Source organism: Streptomyces sp. JB150 (assembly GCF_011193355.1).
Lineage (GTDB): Bacteria > Actinomycetota > Actinomycetes > Streptomycetales > Streptomycetaceae > Streptomyces.
Map to the genome: position 1 here is coordinate 4,178,445 of NZ_CP049780.1, position 16,078 is coordinate 4,194,522.

General features: G+C 73.6%; 17 protein-coding genes. 10 read left to right on the forward strand and 7 right to left on the reverse strand.

What is annotated here, in order from left to right; genetic code table 11:
- The first annotated feature begins 291 nt into the window (after positions 1 to 291).
- The gene (locus tag G7Z13_RS19485) at positions 292 to 3,840 is read left to right on the forward strand and encodes a BTAD domain-containing putative transcriptional regulator (RefSeq protein ID WP_166001034.1); all 3,549 of its coding nucleotides are present in this window, start codon (positions 292 to 294) and stop codon (positions 3,838 to 3,840) included.
- A 47-nt stretch (positions 3,841 to 3,887) separates the two neighbouring features.
- Here the strand turns inward: G7Z13_RS19485 and G7Z13_RS19490 are convergent, their stop codons facing one another.
- Positions 3,888 to 5,591, reverse strand: a complete 1,704-nt coding sequence (locus G7Z13_RS19490) for a bifunctional 3'-5' exonuclease/DNA polymerase (RefSeq protein WP_166001036.1) — start codon at positions 5,589 to 5,591, stop codon at positions 3,888 to 3,890.
- 40 nt (positions 5,592 to 5,631) lie between these two features.
- On the reverse strand, positions 5,632 to 6,384 hold the full coding sequence (locus G7Z13_RS19495; RefSeq protein WP_166001038.1) for a Clp protease N-terminal domain-containing protein: 753 nt from the start codon (positions 6,382 to 6,384) through the stop codon (positions 5,632 to 5,634).
- A 150-nt stretch (positions 6,385 to 6,534) separates the two neighbouring features.
- On the opposite strand from G7Z13_RS19495, the gene G7Z13_RS19500 reads away from it, so the two are divergent.
- The gene (locus G7Z13_RS19500; protein WP_166001040.1) at positions 6,535 to 7,659 is read left to right on the forward strand and encodes a DUF2786 domain-containing protein; all 1,125 of its coding nucleotides are present in this window, start codon (positions 6,535 to 6,537) and stop codon (positions 7,657 to 7,659) included.
- A gap of 191 nt (positions 7,660 to 7,850) precedes the next feature.
- Here the strand turns inward: G7Z13_RS19500 and G7Z13_RS19505 are convergent, their stop codons facing one another.
- The 4 genes from G7Z13_RS19505 to rpmB all read right to left on the reverse strand — a co-directional run bounded on the left by G7Z13_RS19505 (position 7,851) and on the right by rpmB (position 9,622).
- Positions 7,851 to 8,192 (reverse strand): hypothetical protein, encoded by a 342-nt coding sequence (locus G7Z13_RS19505; protein WP_166001042.1) that lies wholly within the window; start codon positions 8,190 to 8,192, stop codon positions 7,851 to 7,853.
- A 214-nt stretch (positions 8,193 to 8,406) separates the two neighbouring features.
- Positions 8,407 to 8,931 carry a hypothetical protein gene (locus G7Z13_RS19510; RefSeq protein WP_240926271.1) on the reverse strand — a complete coding sequence of 175 codons (525 nt, stop codon included), beginning with the start codon at positions 8,929 to 8,931 and terminating at the stop codon, positions 8,407 to 8,409.
- 149 nt (positions 8,932 to 9,080) lie between these two features.
- Positions 9,081 to 9,386: a 30S ribosomal protein S14 gene (rpsN, locus tag G7Z13_RS19515; protein ID WP_166001046.1), complete on the reverse strand. Its 306-nt coding sequence runs from the start codon at positions 9,384 to 9,386 to the stop codon at positions 9,081 to 9,083.
- Positions 9,386 to 9,622 carry a 50S ribosomal protein L28 gene (rpmB, locus tag G7Z13_RS19520; protein ID WP_166001048.1) on the reverse strand — a complete coding sequence of 79 codons (237 nt, stop codon included), beginning with the start codon at positions 9,620 to 9,622 and terminating at the stop codon, positions 9,386 to 9,388. Before rpmB ends, rpsN begins: the two co-directional genes overlap by 1 nt.
- A 62-nt stretch (positions 9,623 to 9,684) precedes the next feature.
- Here rpmB and rpmG point away from each other — a divergent pair, with 62 nt between their 5' ends.
- The 5 genes from rpmG to G7Z13_RS19545 all read left to right on the forward strand — a co-directional run bounded on the left by rpmG (position 9,685) and on the right by G7Z13_RS19545 (position 12,017).
- Complete coding sequence (rpmG, locus tag G7Z13_RS19525; RefSeq protein WP_030361075.1) at positions 9,685 to 9,849, forward strand: 50S ribosomal protein L33; 165 nt, start codon at positions 9,685 to 9,687, stop codon at positions 9,847 to 9,849.
- 5 nt (positions 9,850 to 9,854) lie between these two features.
- Positions 9,855 to 10,103, forward strand: a complete 249-nt coding sequence (locus G7Z13_RS19530; RefSeq protein WP_166001050.1) for a type B 50S ribosomal protein L31 — start codon at positions 9,855 to 9,857, stop codon at positions 10,101 to 10,103.
- 5 nt (positions 10,104 to 10,108) lie between these two features.
- Entirely contained in the window at positions 10,109 to 11,239 is a 1,131-nt protein-coding gene (locus G7Z13_RS19535; protein WP_166001052.1) for a GTP-binding protein, read from the forward strand.
- 6 nt (positions 11,240 to 11,245) lie between these two features.
- Positions 11,246 to 11,479, forward strand: coding sequence for a 30S ribosomal protein S18 (gene rpsR, locus G7Z13_RS19540; RefSeq protein ID WP_166001054.1), 234 nt, complete (start codon positions 11,246 to 11,248; stop codon positions 11,477 to 11,479).
- Between the two features lie 319 nt (positions 11,480 to 11,798).
- On the forward strand, positions 11,799 to 12,017 hold the full coding sequence (locus tag G7Z13_RS19545) for a DUF397 domain-containing protein (protein ID WP_073943372.1): 219 nt from the start codon (positions 11,799 to 11,801) through the stop codon (positions 12,015 to 12,017).
- A gap of 81 nt (positions 12,018 to 12,098) precedes the next feature.
- Here G7Z13_RS19545 and G7Z13_RS19550 read toward each other — a convergent pair whose 3' ends face one another.
- Positions 12,099 to 12,569: an ATP-binding protein gene (locus G7Z13_RS19550; RefSeq protein ID WP_166001056.1), complete on the reverse strand. Its 471-nt coding sequence runs from the start codon at positions 12,567 to 12,569 to the stop codon at positions 12,099 to 12,101.
- A gap of 365 nt (positions 12,570 to 12,934) precedes the next feature.
- Between G7Z13_RS19550 and G7Z13_RS19555 the strand changes: the two genes are divergently transcribed.
- The 3 genes from G7Z13_RS19555 (at position 12,935) to G7Z13_RS19565 (ending at position 15,986) form a co-directional block, all read left to right on the forward strand.
- Positions 12,935 to 13,759, forward strand: coding sequence for a helix-turn-helix transcriptional regulator (locus G7Z13_RS19555; RefSeq protein WP_166005115.1), 825 nt, complete (start codon positions 12,935 to 12,937; stop codon positions 13,757 to 13,759).
- A 92-nt stretch (positions 13,760 to 13,851) separates the two neighbouring features.
- A complete protein-coding gene (locus G7Z13_RS19560; protein ID WP_166001058.1) occupies positions 13,852 to 15,312 on the forward strand; it encodes an aldehyde dehydrogenase family protein in 1,461 nt (486 codons plus the stop codon).
- 32 nt (positions 15,313 to 15,344) lie between these two features.
- Positions 15,345 to 15,986, forward strand: a complete 642-nt coding sequence (locus G7Z13_RS19565) for a PadR family transcriptional regulator (protein ID WP_166001060.1) — start codon at positions 15,345 to 15,347, stop codon at positions 15,984 to 15,986.
- Positions 15,987 to 16,078 lie beyond the last annotated feature (92 nt).

Consider the following 16,078-nt stretch of genomic DNA (forward strand, 5'->3'; position numbering starts at 1 on the left):
CCACTGGCGTCCCGGATCCGGCCGCGGCGGCGACACTCCCCCGAGTAACGCGTTCTACGCGCGCGCCGTCGGGCCGGTTCCGATGGATTGATCACATCAGACCGCACCAACGGATCGCTAACATGTGGCCAACGGTTCTCCGGAGCGCCGTCTGCCGGCTGGCGTGAAGCCGCCGTCCGGCGACCCGGGCGCACACCGGGCAGCGGCAGGCGACGGCAGGGTACGCCCGCGCGCGGCAGCCGGGAGCCGACAGTGAGCAGGTGGCGGGAAACCGCCGTGACGAGGGCGGAAATGCGCCAGGGTGTAATGCGGTTCGGACTGCTGGGCCCGCCCGTGCTCTACCAGCCGGACACGACATACGGCACCCAGGGCGCCGGCGTCGTCGGCGCAGCGGGGGCCGCGGGCGCCGCGGGAGCGGTACGGACGGAGGGGGCCACAGGGGTTGCCGGGGCGGCGGGTGCCGCCGGTGGCGCCGGTGTCCGCGGTGTCGTCGTACGGACCATCCGCAGCCCCAAGGCGCGGGCGCTGCTCGCCGCCCTGCTGCTGGAGCCCGGCCGGGTGGTGCCGGTCGACACCCTCAAGGACGCGCTGTGGGGTGGCGAACCACCCGCCTCCGCGCACGCCTCCCTGCACAACCACGTCGCCCGGCTGCGCCGCCTCCTCGACGACCCCGACCGGCTGCGCGCCGTCCCGCCCGGCTATCTGCTGCGCGTGGCGCCGGGCGAACTGGACGTCCATGTCTTCGAACGCCGGGTCTCCGCCGCCCGCGCCGCGCACGCCGCCCGGGACTGGGTGACGGTGACCCGCGAGGCCACGGCCGCGCTGGCGCTGTGGCGCGGCACTCCGCTCAGCGGACTCCCATCCGAACTGGGCGGCTACGCCTTCGTGCAGCGCCTGGCGGAGGCCCGGCTGCTGGTGCTGGAGTGGCGCTACGACGCCGAGCTGGCCCTCGGTGGCGCCCGGCTCGGGGCGCTCGTGCCGGAGCTGGCGGAACTGGCCGCCGAACACCCGCTCCGCGAGGCGTACCACCGCCAGCTCATGCTCGCGCTGCACCGCACCGGCCGGCGCGCCGAGGCCCTGGCCGTCCACCGCGACCTGCGCTCCCGCCTGCTGGAGGAACTGGGCGTCGAGCCCGGGGCGGCGGTGCGGGACGCCCATCTGGAGGTCCTGCGGGGCGCCACCCCGAGGAGCGAAGAGCCGCCGGGTACGGCGGCCCGCTCGGGGACGGCTACGCACTCGGTGGTGGCCGAGGCGTCCCGGTCGGCGGGAGATGCCGGGGCGCCCGGCGCACCCGGCGCACCCGGCGCGCTCGCATCGCGGGAAGCGTCCGAAGCGGTCCAGGCGCCCCAGGTCTCCCACGTCTCCGACACGCCCGACACGCCCGACACGACCGGCACGACCGGCACGACCGGCACGACCGGCACACCCGCGGCACCCAAGGAGCCCCGCGTACCCGAGGCGTCCGGGCCGCGCGCAGCCGCCGAGGCCTCCGGCGGCGCAGGTGATTCCGGCGGCTGCATGGCCTCCCCGCCCGTCACCCTCACCACCCCCCGCCCTGCCCAACTCCCCCCACCACCGCCGCACTTCACCGGCCGCACCGCCCTCCGCGAGGAGCTGCGCCGGACCCTGCTGGAGCCGGGTGCGGTCGCCGTGGTGAGCGGTATGGCGGGGGTGGGCAAGAGCGCCCTCGCACTGCATGTGGCGCACGCTCTGGCGGAACGTTTCTCCGACGGCCAGCTCTACGTCAACCTGCACGGCGCCACCCCGGGCATGACCCCCCTGACCCCCGCCCAGGCCCTCGCCGCCCTGCTGCGCGACCTCGGCACCGAGCCCCGCCGCATCCCCGAGCACCCGGACGCCGCCGCCGCGCTGCTGCGCTCCCTGCTGGCGCCGACCCGCACCCTGCTGGTCCTGGACGACGCCGCCACCGCCGCCCACGTACGGCCGCTGCTGCCGGCCGGCCCCGGCTGCGCGGTCATCGTCACCAGCCGCTCCCCGTTGACCGCCCTCGACGGCGCCCGCCGCTTCCCGCTCGCCCCGCTCTCCGGGGAGGACAGCGCCGCACTGCTGCGCGCGGTCTCCGGCCGTGACGGCCTGGACGCGGCCCATCCGCTCGTCGACCTCACCGGCCGGCTGCCGCTCGCGCTGCGCGTCGTCGCCGCCCGGCTCGCCGCGCGCCGAGCGCTCACCCCGGACGTGCTGGCGGGCCAACTGGCCGCCACCGAGGGCCGGCTGCACCACCTGGAGTACGACGACCTCAGCGTGCGCCGCTCCCTCGCCGTCGCCCACGACGCGCTCGCCGCCTCCGACCGCGAGGCCGACCGTGACGCGGCCCTCGCCCTGCGCCGGATCGGCGCCCTCGACCTGCCCGCCTACGGCGCCCCCCTCCTCGCCCGCCTCACCGGCACCGGCGAACGCCGCGCCGAGGCGGCCCTCGACCGGCTCGTCGACGTGGCCCTCCTGGAGGAGACGGCGTACGGCCGTTACGCCCCGCACGACCTGGTCCGGGACTTCGCCCGCGAACTGGCGGAGGCGGACGCCCGGCAGGACCGGCCCGCCACCCCACCCGGGACGGACGCGAGTCTTGCCCCGCACTCGTCGGCAGGTACGGGCCCGTCTCCGCACCCGCCGGCAGGCGGGAATCTGTCCCCCCTCGCCTCCGGCACCCGCATCACGCCCACCACGGCCGTGGAGACCGCCCTCCACTGGTACGCGGCGGTCGCCGAACGCGCCCTCACCGCCATCGTCGAACCCGGCCTCGACCAGGACGACCGCCGCCGCCCCACCGCCGCACAGCCCCCCGAGCACGCCGCGCGCGTGGCCCGCACCGCCCCCTTCGCGTCCGCCGAAGAGGCCTTCGCCTGGGGCGACATGGAGCTGCCGAACATCGTCACCCTCGTGGCACGGCACGCGGGCGACCCGGCCCACGACCACCGCACCGCCGCCTACGTCTCCACCCTGATCCGCCTCCTCTTCCCCTACGTCCACCGCAGCGGCCGCGTCGCCGAGATGGAGATCCTGGGCAGTGCCGCGCTCGACGCCGCCCGCCGCCTCGGCGACCCCGCGGCCGAGGCCTACGCCCTCGGTGACCTGGCCGGACTGCACTTCCTGACCGGCCGCCAGGGTGACGCCCTCGACCTCAACGACCGGGCACTGAGGATCTGGCGCCGCCTGGGGGTGGTCTCCTGGATCCGGCGCTGCCTGAACAACCGCGGGCTGCTCCTCGAAGGGCTGGGCCGGTACACCGAGTCGGAGGCCGCGCTCCGCCAGAGCCTCACCTACTCACGGCAGTTGAACGACCCGCACGGCGAGGCCGTCACCTACAGCCACCTGGGCAACCTCTACGAGCACACCGACCCGCGCGCCGCCATCGAACAGCACCGCCGCTCCCTCGCCATCGGCGTCGCGATCGGCGCGGTCATCGTCCAGCACTCGGCGCACTGCAACATCGGCTACGCCCATCTCCGCCTCAACGAACCGGAGTCCGCCGCCCGGCACTTCGAGGAGAGCCTGCGCATCCTCGGCGGACACGGCGACTGGCACGGCGAGTCCCAGACCCGCCTCGGCCTGGTGCGCGCCCTGCGCCTGCTCGGCCACACCGACCGCGCCCTGGGCGAGTGCGCGGAACTGATGCGCCGCGCGGACGCCCGCGCCGACCACTACACCGGCGGTCTCGCCCGCCACCAGCACGGACTGCTGCTGCGCGCCCAGGGTCTGCACCAGCGGGCGTACGAGGAGTGGCGCACCGCTCTCGCCGCGCTGGACGGCACGGACGAGAGCGCGGTCACGGCACAGCTGCGGGAACTCCTCGACAGCGCCGGCGCCGGCGCCTGCCGCTGATCCCCGTCATCCCCGCGGGCGCCCGCCGCCACCGTGACCCCCGCCCCTCACTTGGCATCGGCATAGCACTCCACCACGGCCGTCGTGAACGGGAACCGCACCGGTGTCTCCCCGAAGGTCAGCCGTCCGGCCAGCGCCGACGCCTCCCGGATCGCCGCCACCACCGTCTCCGCCTCCTCCTCGGGGCAGTGCACGATCACCTCGTCGTGCTGGAAGAAGACCAGCTCGGCCAAGAGCCCCGCGCAGGCCCGGCGCAGCGCGGCGAGCAGCAGCAGGGCCCAGTCGGCGGCGCTGCCCTGGACCACGAAGTTGCGGGCGAAGCGGCCGCGGGCGCGGGCGTTGGTCGAGGCGTACCCCGGCGCCCACGCGCGGTCCTCGCGGTCTTCGCGGTCCTCGCCGTCCTCGTCCGCCACCGGGATGCCGGCCTCCCCGGCCGGGTCCTCGCCCGAGGCGGCGGGCGGGCAGGTCCGGCCGAGCCAGGTGCGCACCAGCCGCCCCTCCTCACCGGCGCGGGCGGCCTCGTCGACGTAGGCCACCGCCTTCGGGAAGCGGCGGCGCAGTGCGGCGAGGTTCTTCAGGCCGTCGCCGGAGGTCTGCCCGTAGATCGCGCCGAGCACGGCGAGCTTGGCCTGGGCGCGGTCGCCGGAGAAGGCCCGGTCGGACACCGACTGGTACAGGTCGCTCTCCCGCCCGGCGACCTCCATCAGGCCGGGGTCGCGCGAGATCGCGGCGAGCACCCGGGGCTCCATCTGGTCGGCGTCGGCGACGACCAGCCGCCAGCCGGGGTCGGCGACCACGGCCCGGCGGATGACCTTGGGGATCTGCAGGGCGCCGCCGCCGTTGGTCACCCAGCGTCCGGTGACCGTGCCGCCGGCCTGGAACTCGGGCCGGAAGCGGCCGTCGCGCACCCAGTCCTGGAGCCAGGACCAGCCGTGGGCGACCCAGATCCGGTACAGCTTCTTGTACTCGACCAGCGGTTCGACGGCCGGGTGGTCGACGGACTCGATCTCCCACCGCCGGGTGGACCGGATCCTGATCCCGGCCTGCGCGAACGCCTTGATCACATCGGCGGGCAGATCGGGCCGCACCCGCCGCCCGAAGGCGGCGGACACCTCGTCGGCCAGCTCGGCCAGCCGCCGGGGCTCCCCGCCGCCCGCGTACCGCTCGCCGAGCAGGTCGCGCAGCACCGCGCGGTGGACGTCCGCGCTCCACGGCAGCCCCGCGTGGTTCATCTCGGCGGCCACCAGCGTCCCGGCCGACTCGGCGGCGGTCAGCAGCCGCATCCGGTCGGGGTGGGCGGTGTGCTCGTGCCGCCGCTGCTGCTCGGCGTAGACGGCGAGCAGGTCGGAGAGGGGGAGCGGGCGGCCGCCCTCCGGCTCGAACAGCGGGGACTGCGCCCCCGGCTCGGCCGGCCGCTGCGGCGGATCCGGCGGGACCGGCCCGCCGCGCAGCCGGGCCAGGGCGGCGGCGGCCGAGCGCGGCTCGCCGGACCGCCCCTCGTGGCCCAGGAGGAGGGCCTCGGCGGCCTCGACGTCGTAGCACCGCTCCACTCGCACCCCCGTGGCGAGCAGGCGCGGATACACCTCCGCCGTGGACCGCCAGACCCAGCGCGTCACCTCCGGCCGCGCGCGCACGGCCGACGCCGGGTCCTCCTCCCGCACCACCGGACCGGCGGGCAGCCCGTCCGGGCCGAGGGGGGCGAGTTCCACACCGCCGCCCTCGGCCGGTGCGAGCGCCCACCGGTCGGTCATGCAAGCGAGTGTGGCAGGAGGGTCTGACAACGGCCCGGCGTCAGCCCTCCGACGCCGCCTCACCAGTGCTTTTGCCGGTGTCCAGGAACTTGGCGAGCAGCTCGGTGACGTACCGCTCCACCGCCTCCTTGGTGAGGCCGAGGCCGGACAGCACGCCCTCGCCGTTCTCGAACTCGAGCAGGGCGAGCAGCAGGTGTTCGGTGCCGATGTAGTTGTGGCCGAGGCGCAGGGCTTCGCGGAAGGTGAGCTCCAGTGCCTTCTTGGCGTCGGGGCCGTAGGGGACCAGCTCGGGAACCTCGTCCGAGGCGGGCGGCAGCGCGGCGGTCGCGGCCCGGCGCACCTCGTCCAGGGTGACGCCCTGCGCGGTGATCGCGTGGGCGGCCAGCCCTTCCGGCTCGGCGAGCAGGCCGAGGATCAGGTGTTCCGGGCGGCCCTCGGCGTTGCGGGCGGCGACGGCCTCGTTGTGGGCGGCCATGACGACGTTCCGCGCGCGGGGGGTGTAGCGGCTGAAGCCCTGGCTGGGGTCCAGGTCCGCGGACTCCCTGGGCACGAACCGCTTCTGCGCCGCCTGCCGGGTGACGCCCATGCTCTTGCCGATGTCGGTCCAGGACGCGCCCGACCGGCGCGCCTGGTCCACGAAGTGGCCGATCAGGTGGTCCGCCACGTCGCCCAGGTGCTCGGCGGCGATGACCGCGTCCTGGAGCTGGTCGAGCGGCTGGTCGTGGACCTTCTTGATGGCCGCGATGAGGTCGTCGAGACGTACGGATGCCGTGATGTTGGGGTTCGTCGACATGTGTCAACCGTAGGTTGCGCCCCTCGGGGTGTCAACCATCAGTTGACACCTCGCGCGCGATCACAGGCGGATCCGCGAACTGCGGCAGGAACTCCCCTGTCCGGGGAGTGGGACGGAACGGCCCGCACGCGCGCGTGGCACCATCGCCGGGTGAGCACGCCCCCTACGCCCGGCACCGTCGACCGCGCCTTCGAAGCAGCCCTGTACAGCGCCGGGGACACCGGCCTCGACACCGGGGCGTCCCTGCTCGCCGCCGAGCCGGCCGCCGACGCGGAGCGCGACAGGCGGGGCCGGGAGTTCGTCGCGACCGCCTGGCGGCGCGGCTGGCAGCCCGCCGACGTCGTACGGGTCGTGCGCCGCGAGCTGGACGACGTCCACGTGGCCCTCGTGGCGGAACTGATCCGCGCCCAGGCCCCGGACGACCGTCCGCGCGGACGCCGCTGGCAGGCCCAGCTCGCCGACCTGCCCACCGCGCCACCGCCCCGCGCGGACCGCTTCTCGCACGCCACCGCGGTCCTGGAGCTGTACCGCCTCCTGCTGCGCCTGCCCACCCTCGAACCCCTGGACGAGCACGAGCCGGTACGCCGCGACGCGCCCGCCGAGTCCCGGATGCTCGCCCGCATCCGCGCGCTGCTCGCCAAGGCCGAGGCGACCGGCTACCCGGAGGAGGCCGAGGCGCTGAGCGCCAAGGCGCAGGAGCTGATGGCCCGCCACAGCATCGACGAGGCGCTGCTCGCCGCCCGCTCCCCGGACCCGGCCGCGGACACCCCGACCGCCTGCCGGATCGGCGTCGAGCCGCCGTACGAACAGGCCAAGGCGGTCCTGCTGGACGCGGTGGCCTCCGCCAACCACTGCCGCGCGGTGTGGAACGAACCCCTCGGCTTCTCCACGGTCGTCGGCTTCGACGCGGACCTCGAAGCGGTCGAACTGCTCTACACCTCGCTGCTCGTGCAGGCCACCACGGCCATGGCCAAGGCGGAGGCGGCCCAGCGCGCGGGTGGCCGCAAGCGCACGAAAACGTTCCGGCAGTCCTTCCTCGCCGCCTACGCCCACCGCGTCGGCACCCGCCTCGCGGCCGCCGCCGAAACCCAGGTGACCGACGACCTGCTCCCCGTCCTCGCCTCCCGCGAGGTCGCCGTCGCCGACCGCGCGGAGCGCATGTTCCCCGAGACCGTCACCACCCGGCTGCGCGGCGTCAGCGACGCGGCGGGCTGGCACGAGGGCGCCCGCGCGGCGGACCGGGCCCAGATGCGCCACCGCCCGCGCCCGGACTGACCGGACCGACTGGCTCGGACGGCCCCGACCGGCTCGGACGGGCTTGGCCAGTTCGCGGCGCAGGCCCGCATCGCGGCGTGCGTACGTCGTCTTCCTGCTGGGCATGGGCGGCGAGCAGTGGACGCAGACCGTCCCCGAGCGCGTCGTGCTGACCCTCCTGGGCGGCGTACTGGCGATGCTCGCGTACGCCGCTACCCGGCCTGGGAGACCCGCGGCTGCGCGACCGCCTCGCCGGCCGGCCGGCGGCCCCGGGCGCCTACGCCGCGGCCGTACTGCACCACCACGCGGACCCCGCGTCCGCGTCCGCCGCCGACATCCGGGACGCCCTGCTCACCGCCCGAGCGCCCCGCGCCGCCTGGCACCCGGCGGTCGCCCGCGCGGAGCACGAACCCGTACGCCACCGCTCCCTGTCCCGCGTCGCGGCCGACGACGCCGAGGACGCGCTGACCCAGATGGGCCGCGTGGCCATGCTGCTGGAAGCGGACGCCCTGCGCGAGGCCACCGTCCGGGGCGCGAAGGCGGTACGGGAACACCGCGTCCCCCAGGGGGACGCCCCGTCCGGGCCGCCCTCACCCACCCCGCCTGGGCCGACACCTCCGACACCGTCGTACGCCCCGCCGCGAGACTGCTGCTCACCACCCTCACGACCTTCTCCGAGGCCCTGAGCGGCACCCCGGCGAAACGCCCGTGAGAGCACTGCGCCCCGAGTCCCCGCCCCGAGTCCCCGCCTCCGACAGGGCGCGGCTTCTACGACCCCAGCCCCTCCGTCGGCACCCCCGACGGCAGCGTGCCCCCCTCGGCCCTGGTGAACGTCTCGACCCCCGCCGACCCCTCCCAGGTCACCTTCAGGGAGTCCGCCGTGACGGAGTCGACCGTCCCCGTGCCGCGCTCCCGGTCCCGGCCGCCCTCACCTCCGGCACCGCCGTCACCCCAGGCGCCGTCGTCACCGTTCTTCCCGCCCTCACCGCAGAGCAGCCGTATCGCCGGCTTCCCGGCCGCCTCGGTGACCCGCCCGCCGCACACGGTCCCGCGGCTCGCGAACAGCCCCGCCTCGTCGCCGTTGAACACGAGCACCACGGCCTGCCCGCCGCTGGTGGCGAGCCAGCTGCCGTCCAGCTCGCCACCAGCGGCCGAGCCGGAGGCCGAGGGGGACGGGGAGGGAGACGGGGACGACGCCGCCGGCGCGGTCGGCGTCGCCTCCTCCTCACTGCCCCCGCCGCACGCGCCGAGCAGCAGCACGCCGCCCAGCCCCGCGGCCGCGGCCCGGGCCACGGTCCGTATCCGCCTGCGCGCCCCGCGCGCGTACGCCGCCGAAGTCACTGCGAGCCCCCAGGGGAAGAACCGGTAGGACGGTACGACCGCAGCAAGCTACCAGGCCGTAACCTCCCGGCCACCTCCCTCGGGCGGCCGGAGTTCTCCGGCTACCAGGAGGACTTGCGCACCCCGGGCAGATATCCGGCGTGCGCCTGCTCCCGCAGCGACACCCGGGACAGCCCGAACGCCCGGAAGTAACCGCGCGGGCGGCCGTCCACCTGGTCGCGGTTGCGTACGCGCGTGGCGCTCGCGTCCCGCGGCTGGCGGCGCAGCTCGGCCTGCGCGGCGGCGCGTTCGGCGTCGGTGGAGGACGGCCGGCGGACGATCTCCTTCAGCTCGGCCCGCCGCGCGGCGTACCGCGCGACGATCTCCTGCCGCTTCTCGTTCTTCGCGATCTTGCTCTTCTTCGCCATCAGACCCGCACCCCCCGCGCGCGGATCCGGGCCACGGCGGCCTCGATCCCGATCGTGTCGACGGTCTTGATCCCCTTGGCGCTGAGCTTCAGCCGCACGTACCGGCCCTCGCTGGGCAGCCAGTACCGCTTGCTCTGGACGTTCGGGTCGAAGCGGCGCGAGGACCGCCGGTGGGAGTGGGAGATCGTGTTGCCGAAACCGGGCCGGGCGCCGGTCAGCATGCAGTGGGCGGACATCGGGTGACGAACCTCTCCTCGATCGGTGTCGTAATGGAATTCATTTTCAGTAACATAGCAGCATGGCACGCAACGAACTCCGCCCGGTCATCAAGCTCCGGTCCACCGCCGGCACCGGCTACACCTACGTGACGCGCAAGAACCGCCGCAACGACCCGGACCGCCTGACCCTGCGCAAGTACGACCCGGTCGCCGGCCGCCACGTCGACTTCCGAGAGGAGCGCTGACCGCCATGCGCAAGGGAATCCACCCCGACTACGGTCCCGTCGTCTTCCGTGACCGTGCCGCGAACTACGCCTTCCTCACCCGGTCGACCATGACCAGCGACAAGACGATCGAGTGGGAGGACGGCAACACCTACCCGGTCGTGGACGTCGAGATCTCGAACGTCAGCCACCCCTTCTATACCGGCACCGCCCGCGTCCTGGACACCGCGGGCCGCGTCGAGCGCTTCGAGCGCCGGTACGGAAAGCGGAGCTGAGCGCCGTGCCCGACCTCTCCGTCGTGATCGTCGGCGGGCTGCACGCCGACGCCCGCAAGCGGGCCGTCGACCGGCTGCTCGCCGAGGTCCCCGGCAGCGTCGTCCTCCACCACGACCTGGCGACGGCCGCGTCCGGCACCGTCGTGCGCACGGTCCGCGACGCCGGCGGCGTCCGGGACACCGGCGAGACGCCGCTGGTCAACGACTGCGCGTGCTGCGCCCTGCGCGAGGACCTGGTGCCCGAGCTGCGCCGCCTCGCCGACGCCGGGGACACCCGCCTCGCGGTCGTCGAGCTGTGGGACTCCGTCGAGCCCAAGGCCATGGCCGAGGTCGTCACCGCCGGCGGCCTCACCGTCACCGGCGTGATCACCGCCGTCGACCCCGCGCTGCTGCTGCCGTACCTCGGCAACGGCGACGACCTCGCCGAGGCCGGGCTCGCCGCGGCCGCCACCGACCAGCGCACCGTCGCCGACACCTTCGCCCGCCAGCTGGAGTACGCCCCCGTCCTCGCCGTCGCCGAGTCCGAGGAGGCCGACGACGAGGACCGCGAGCTGCTGGCCCAGCTGCACCCGACGGCCCGCCGGGTTTCGATCGGCCACGGTGACCTGGCGGGCGCCGCGCTCGCCGGCTTCGACGTCGAGGCCGCGGCCGCCGCCCAGCACCCGGCGTGCGCCCTGCTGCCCACGGACGCCGACGCGCACGGCGTGACCACCCTCGTCTGGCGCCGGCACCGTCCCTTCCACCCGGAGCGGCTGTACGCGGCGCTGGAGGACCTGACCTGCGCCGCCGCCCGCAGCCGGGGCCGGTTCTGGCTCGCCGACAAGCCGGACACCCTCTTCCACTGGGACGCGGCAGGCGGAGCGCTGTGCGTGGAGAGCGCCGGCCCCTGGCTGGCCGCGCTGCCCGACGCGGCCTGGGAGATGGTCCCTCCGGTGCGCCGTGCCGCCGCCGCGCTGGACTGGCACCCCGAGCACGGGGACCGCTGCCAGCACCTCGTCTTCACCTCGCCCGGCCTCGACGGCGAGGGCCTTCAGCGGCTGCTGGAGTCCTGTCTGCTCACCGACGCCGAGTACGCCGCCGGGCGCGACGCCTGGCAGCGGCTGCCGCACGCCTTCGACACCCTCCTGGAGGTCTGACCCCCGATGCCCCGCAAGTCCGACCGCAAGCCCGCCAAGAACCGGCCGAACCCGCTGGACCACGCCGGGATCACGTACATCGACTACAAGGACACCGACCTGCTGCGGAAGTTCATCTCCGACCGCGGCAAGATCCGCAGCCGCCGGGTGACCCGTGTCACCTCCCAGCAGCAGCGACAGCTGGCCCGCGCCGTCAAGAACGCCCGCGAGATGGCCCTGCTGCCGTACGCGAGCCGCTGACGCGTCCTCTCACGTGCCGGACGGGCCCCGCCTCACCGGAGGCGGGGCCCGTCCGCGTTTGCGCCAACCTCCCGCGCGCATACGGAAGTTCAATGGAACACAAAGCCGACAACATGCGTCTGTTCCTAGTACCGGAACCATTTCGGTAAAGCGGGGGCCAAAGCTGTAGTCACGGCAACACCCCGCGTGCACGTGCATCTGCGTCTGCATCTGCACATGAACAAGGTTATGATCCGGCACAGTTGACCACTGCATCCATGGCCACGACAGCCAGTGCACCACCGGGGAGCGACCTGTGGACCACGACGTGTACAACGGCATGGCCGCCACCGAGCTGCGCGGTGTGGCCTGGCAGAAGAGCCGGCACAGCAACTCGCAGGGTTCGTGCGTGGAGTTCGCCCGGCTGCCCGGCGGACGGGTGGCCGTCCGGAACTCGAACTTCCCCGACGGGCCCGCGCTCGTGTACACCCGGGCGGAGATCGAGGCCATGCTGCTCGGCGTGAAGGACGGCGAGTTCGACCACCTGGTGGCGGGCTGAGGGCGCGCGAGCGACCGGGGGAGCGGACCACCCACGCCGTGACGCGCGTAGAACCGCGGCACCGAGCCGTGCCGCGGTTCCTCAGTCGGCGGGCCGCAGCCGGAACAGCGCCCAGACGACCTTGCCGCTGAGCGTGCCGGCCAGCGGGTGCCAGCCCCAGCCGTCGCAGAAGGAGTCGACCAGGAACAGCCCGCGGCCGGACTCCGCGGAGAAGTCGTCCGCCTCGCGCGCCACGGGGCTGTCGTTGCTGGGGTCCCGCACCGCGCACACCAGCCGCTCGGTCCAGCGCATCAGGTGCAGCCGTACCGCCGGCTCGTACTCCCCGCGCGGGGCGCTGGGCACGGCGTGCCGCAGCGCGTTGGTGACCAGTTCCGAGACGACCAGACAGACGTCGTCGAACCGGTCGCCCACGTCCCACTGGCCGAGGGTTCTGCGGGTGAACTGCCGGGCCTCGCGCACCGCTTCGAAGCGGGCGGGCAGAGCGCAGGACGCGGCGCTGGACACGGCCGCGGGGTCCAGCGGCGGAAGGCCCTGCCGTAACGGCTCGAGCATGGTCGATCCATTCGTTGCCATGCGGGGCACTCCCGGGATTCGCGGTCGTTGCGATGCAGCGGTGGCGCGGCACCCATGGTTTCGGAAGCGCACAGCAGATGCAAGGGCAGATGCACGTGCACGAGACCGAATTGGTCCCACCCGTACCACTTCTTGGCCATTTTTTCCGCCATCTTGGTGTTGCTCGTGCGCCGTCCGCCTGCCACCTCTGTGTGCGCTCCTGCTCGCTATCTTTGGCTTCTTTCCGTCTGTGTAATCGGACGAGTACAGCTCGGAGTGTTTTAGTGGCAGACTGCGGGCCCTGAAGACGGTTGGGGAGGCTGGCGAACGTGAGCGCGGGAGAGCCCGGATCGGTGGTGCGGCGGATGCTGCTCGGCTCGCAACTCAGGCGACTGCGCGAGGCGCGGGGCATCACCCGCGAGGCGGCGGGTTACCACATCCGCGCCTCCGAGTCGAAGATCAGCCGGATGGAGCTGGGCCGGGTGAGCTTCAAGACGAGGGACGTCGAGGACCTGCTGACGCTGTACGGCATCACGGACGAGAACGAGCGGGGCTCCCTGATCTCACTCGCCCGCGAGGCCAACGTGGCCGGCTGGTGGCACAGTTACTCCGACGTCCTGCCGAGCTGGTTCCCCACCTACGTCGGCCTGGAGGGCGCCGCGTCCCTGATCCGGGCGTACGAGGTGCAGTTCGTGCACGGCCTGCTCCAGACCGAGGAGTACGCCCGCGCGGTGGTGCGGCGCGGCATGAAGGACGCGAGCGAGGCCGACGTCGAACGCCGGGTGGCGCTGCGCCTCGAGCGGCAGAAGCACCTCGTCGCGGAGAACGCCCCCGACTTCCACATCGTCCTCGACGAGGCCGCCCTGCGCCGCCCCTACGGGGACCGCGAGGTGATGCGCGGCCAGCTCCAGCACCTCATCGAGATCTCCGAGCGTCCCAACGTCCGTTTGCAGATCATGCCGTTCAGCTTCGGCGGGCACTCCGGCGAGAGCGGTGCCTTCACCATCCTCAGCTTCCCCGAGTCCGACCTGTCGGACGTGGTCTACATGGAGCAGCTGACCAGCGCCCTCTACCTGGACAAGCCCGAGGACGTCGCCCAGTACGAGACCGCCCTGAAGGAACTCCAGCGCGACAGCCCCGGCCCCGCGGAGAGCCGCGACCTGCTCAGGGGCCTCCTCCAACTCTCCTGATACACCGGCCAAGTTGGTGAACCGGCCAGTAGGATGACGATCGATCAGGCGCGTCTGTCTGTCTGCTCCCGCGGCAGGGATTGAGGGATCACATGTCGTCCTACTTCACCGACCTGGCTCAGCAGTACATCGACGGCGAGTGGCGCCCGGGCACCGGCTCCTGGGACATCATCGACTTCAATCCCTACGACGGCGAGAAGCTGGCCTCGATCACCATAGCCACCGTCGAGGAGATAGATCAGGCCTACCGGGCCGCCGAACGCGCCCAGCGGGATTGGGCCCGCGCGGGCGCCTTCGCCCGCCGCGCGGTGCTGGAGAAGGTGCTGCGGCTGGTCGAGGAGCGCGAGGCGGACATCGCCGAGGCGATCGTCGCCGAGCTGGGCGGCACCCGGGTCAAGGCCGCCTTCGAACTGCACCTGGCCAAGGAGTTCCTGCGCGAGGCCGCCGCCCTGGCGACGCGCCCCGAGGACCGGCTGCTGCCCTCGCCCGACCCCGGCAAGGAGAACCGCCTCTACCGCGTCCCGGTCGGCGTCGTCGGCGTCATCAGCCCCTTCAACTTCCCCTTCCTGCTGTCGCTGAAGTCCACCGCGCCCGCCCTCGCGCTCGGCAACGCCGTGGTCCTCAAGCCGCACCAGGACACGCCGGTCGTCGGCGGCACCCTGGTCGCCGCGCTCTTCGCGGAAGCGGGCCTGCCGGCCGGCGTGCTCAACGTCGTCGTCACCGACATCGCGGAGATCGGCGACGCCTTCATCGAGCACCCGGTGCCCAAGGTCATCTCCTTCACCGGCTCCGACAAGGTCGGGCGCCACGTGGCCACCGTCTGCGCCACGCACTTCAAGCGGGCGGTCCTCGAACTCGGCGGCAACAGCGCGCTGGTGGTCCTCGACGACGCCGACCTCGACTACGCCGTCGACGCCGCCGTCTTCTCCCGCTACGTCCACCAGGGCCAGGTCTGCATGGCCGCCAACCGGATCCTGGTCGACCGCGCGGTCGCCGACGAGTTCACCGAGAAGTTCGTCGCCAAGGTCCGGTCCCTGAAGGTCGGCGACCCGCGCGACCCGGAGACCGTCATCGGCCCGGTCATCAACGCCTCCCAGGCCGAGGCGCTGTCGGGCGCGGTGGAGCAGGCGGTCGCCGAGGGCGCGACGGCCCTGCTGCGCGGCACCGTCCGGGACAACCTGGTCGAGCCGTCCGTCCTCACCGACGTCCCGGCCGGCTCCCCGCTGCTGCGTCAGGAGATCTTCGGCCCGGTCGCCCTCCTCATGGTCTTCGACGGCGAGGAGGAGGCCGTACGCCTGGTCAACGACAGCCCCTACGGCCTCAGCGGCGCCGTCCACACCGGGGACGTCGAACGCGGCGTCCGCTTCGCGCGGCGCGTCGACACCGGGATGTTCCACGTCAACGACGGCACCGTCCACGACGAACCCCTCGTCCCCTTCGGCGGCGAGAAGCACTCCGGCGTCGGCCGGCTGAACGGCGAGTCCACCCTGGACGCCTTCACCACCCTGAAGTGGATCTCGGTCCAGCACGGCCGGAGCGGCTTCCCGTTCTGACGGCGTCGGGCACACCTCCTAGGCTGGACCGCATGTCAGCGATCCGACTCCTGGTCCTGGGCGCCGTGCGCCAGCACGGGCGGGCCCACGGCTACCAGGTGCGCAACGACCTGGAGTACTGGGGCGCGCACGAGTGGTCCAACGCCAAGCCCGGCTCGATCTACCACGCGCTGAAGCAGATGGCGAAGCAGGGCCTGCTGCACGCGCACGAGATCGCCCCCTCCACCGCGGGCGGCCCGCCCCGCACCGAGTACGAGATCACCGACCTGGGCATGGCGGAGTACCTCGGCATGGTCCGCGAGGCGCTCACCAACTACGACCAGAAGATGGACATCAAGTCCGCGGCCATCGGCTTCATGGTCGACCTCCCGCGCGCGGAGGCGGTCGCCCTGCTCAACGAGCGCGTCCGCCGCATCGAGGAGTGGCGCGCCGCCGTCACCGAGCACTACGTGCCCGAGGAGGGTCCCGGACAGCTCGGCCACATCGGCGAGATCATGAACCTGTGGCTGCACACGGCCGACGCCGAGGCCGCCTGGACGCGGGCGCTGATCGAGCGGATCGAGGGCGGGGCCTACACCTTCGCGGGCGAGGGCGAGCCGTTCGTCGGGATCCTCGCCGACGGGCAGGAGAACCCGTACGCGACACAGGAGCGGCACCCCGGGGACACCGTCTGACGACGCTGGACGCCGCGATTAATCAAGTTTGACGAATGAGAGGGCGGGTAGTACGGTGAGGGGGTAGTCAAGTTTGACTAGCTGGAGAGTGG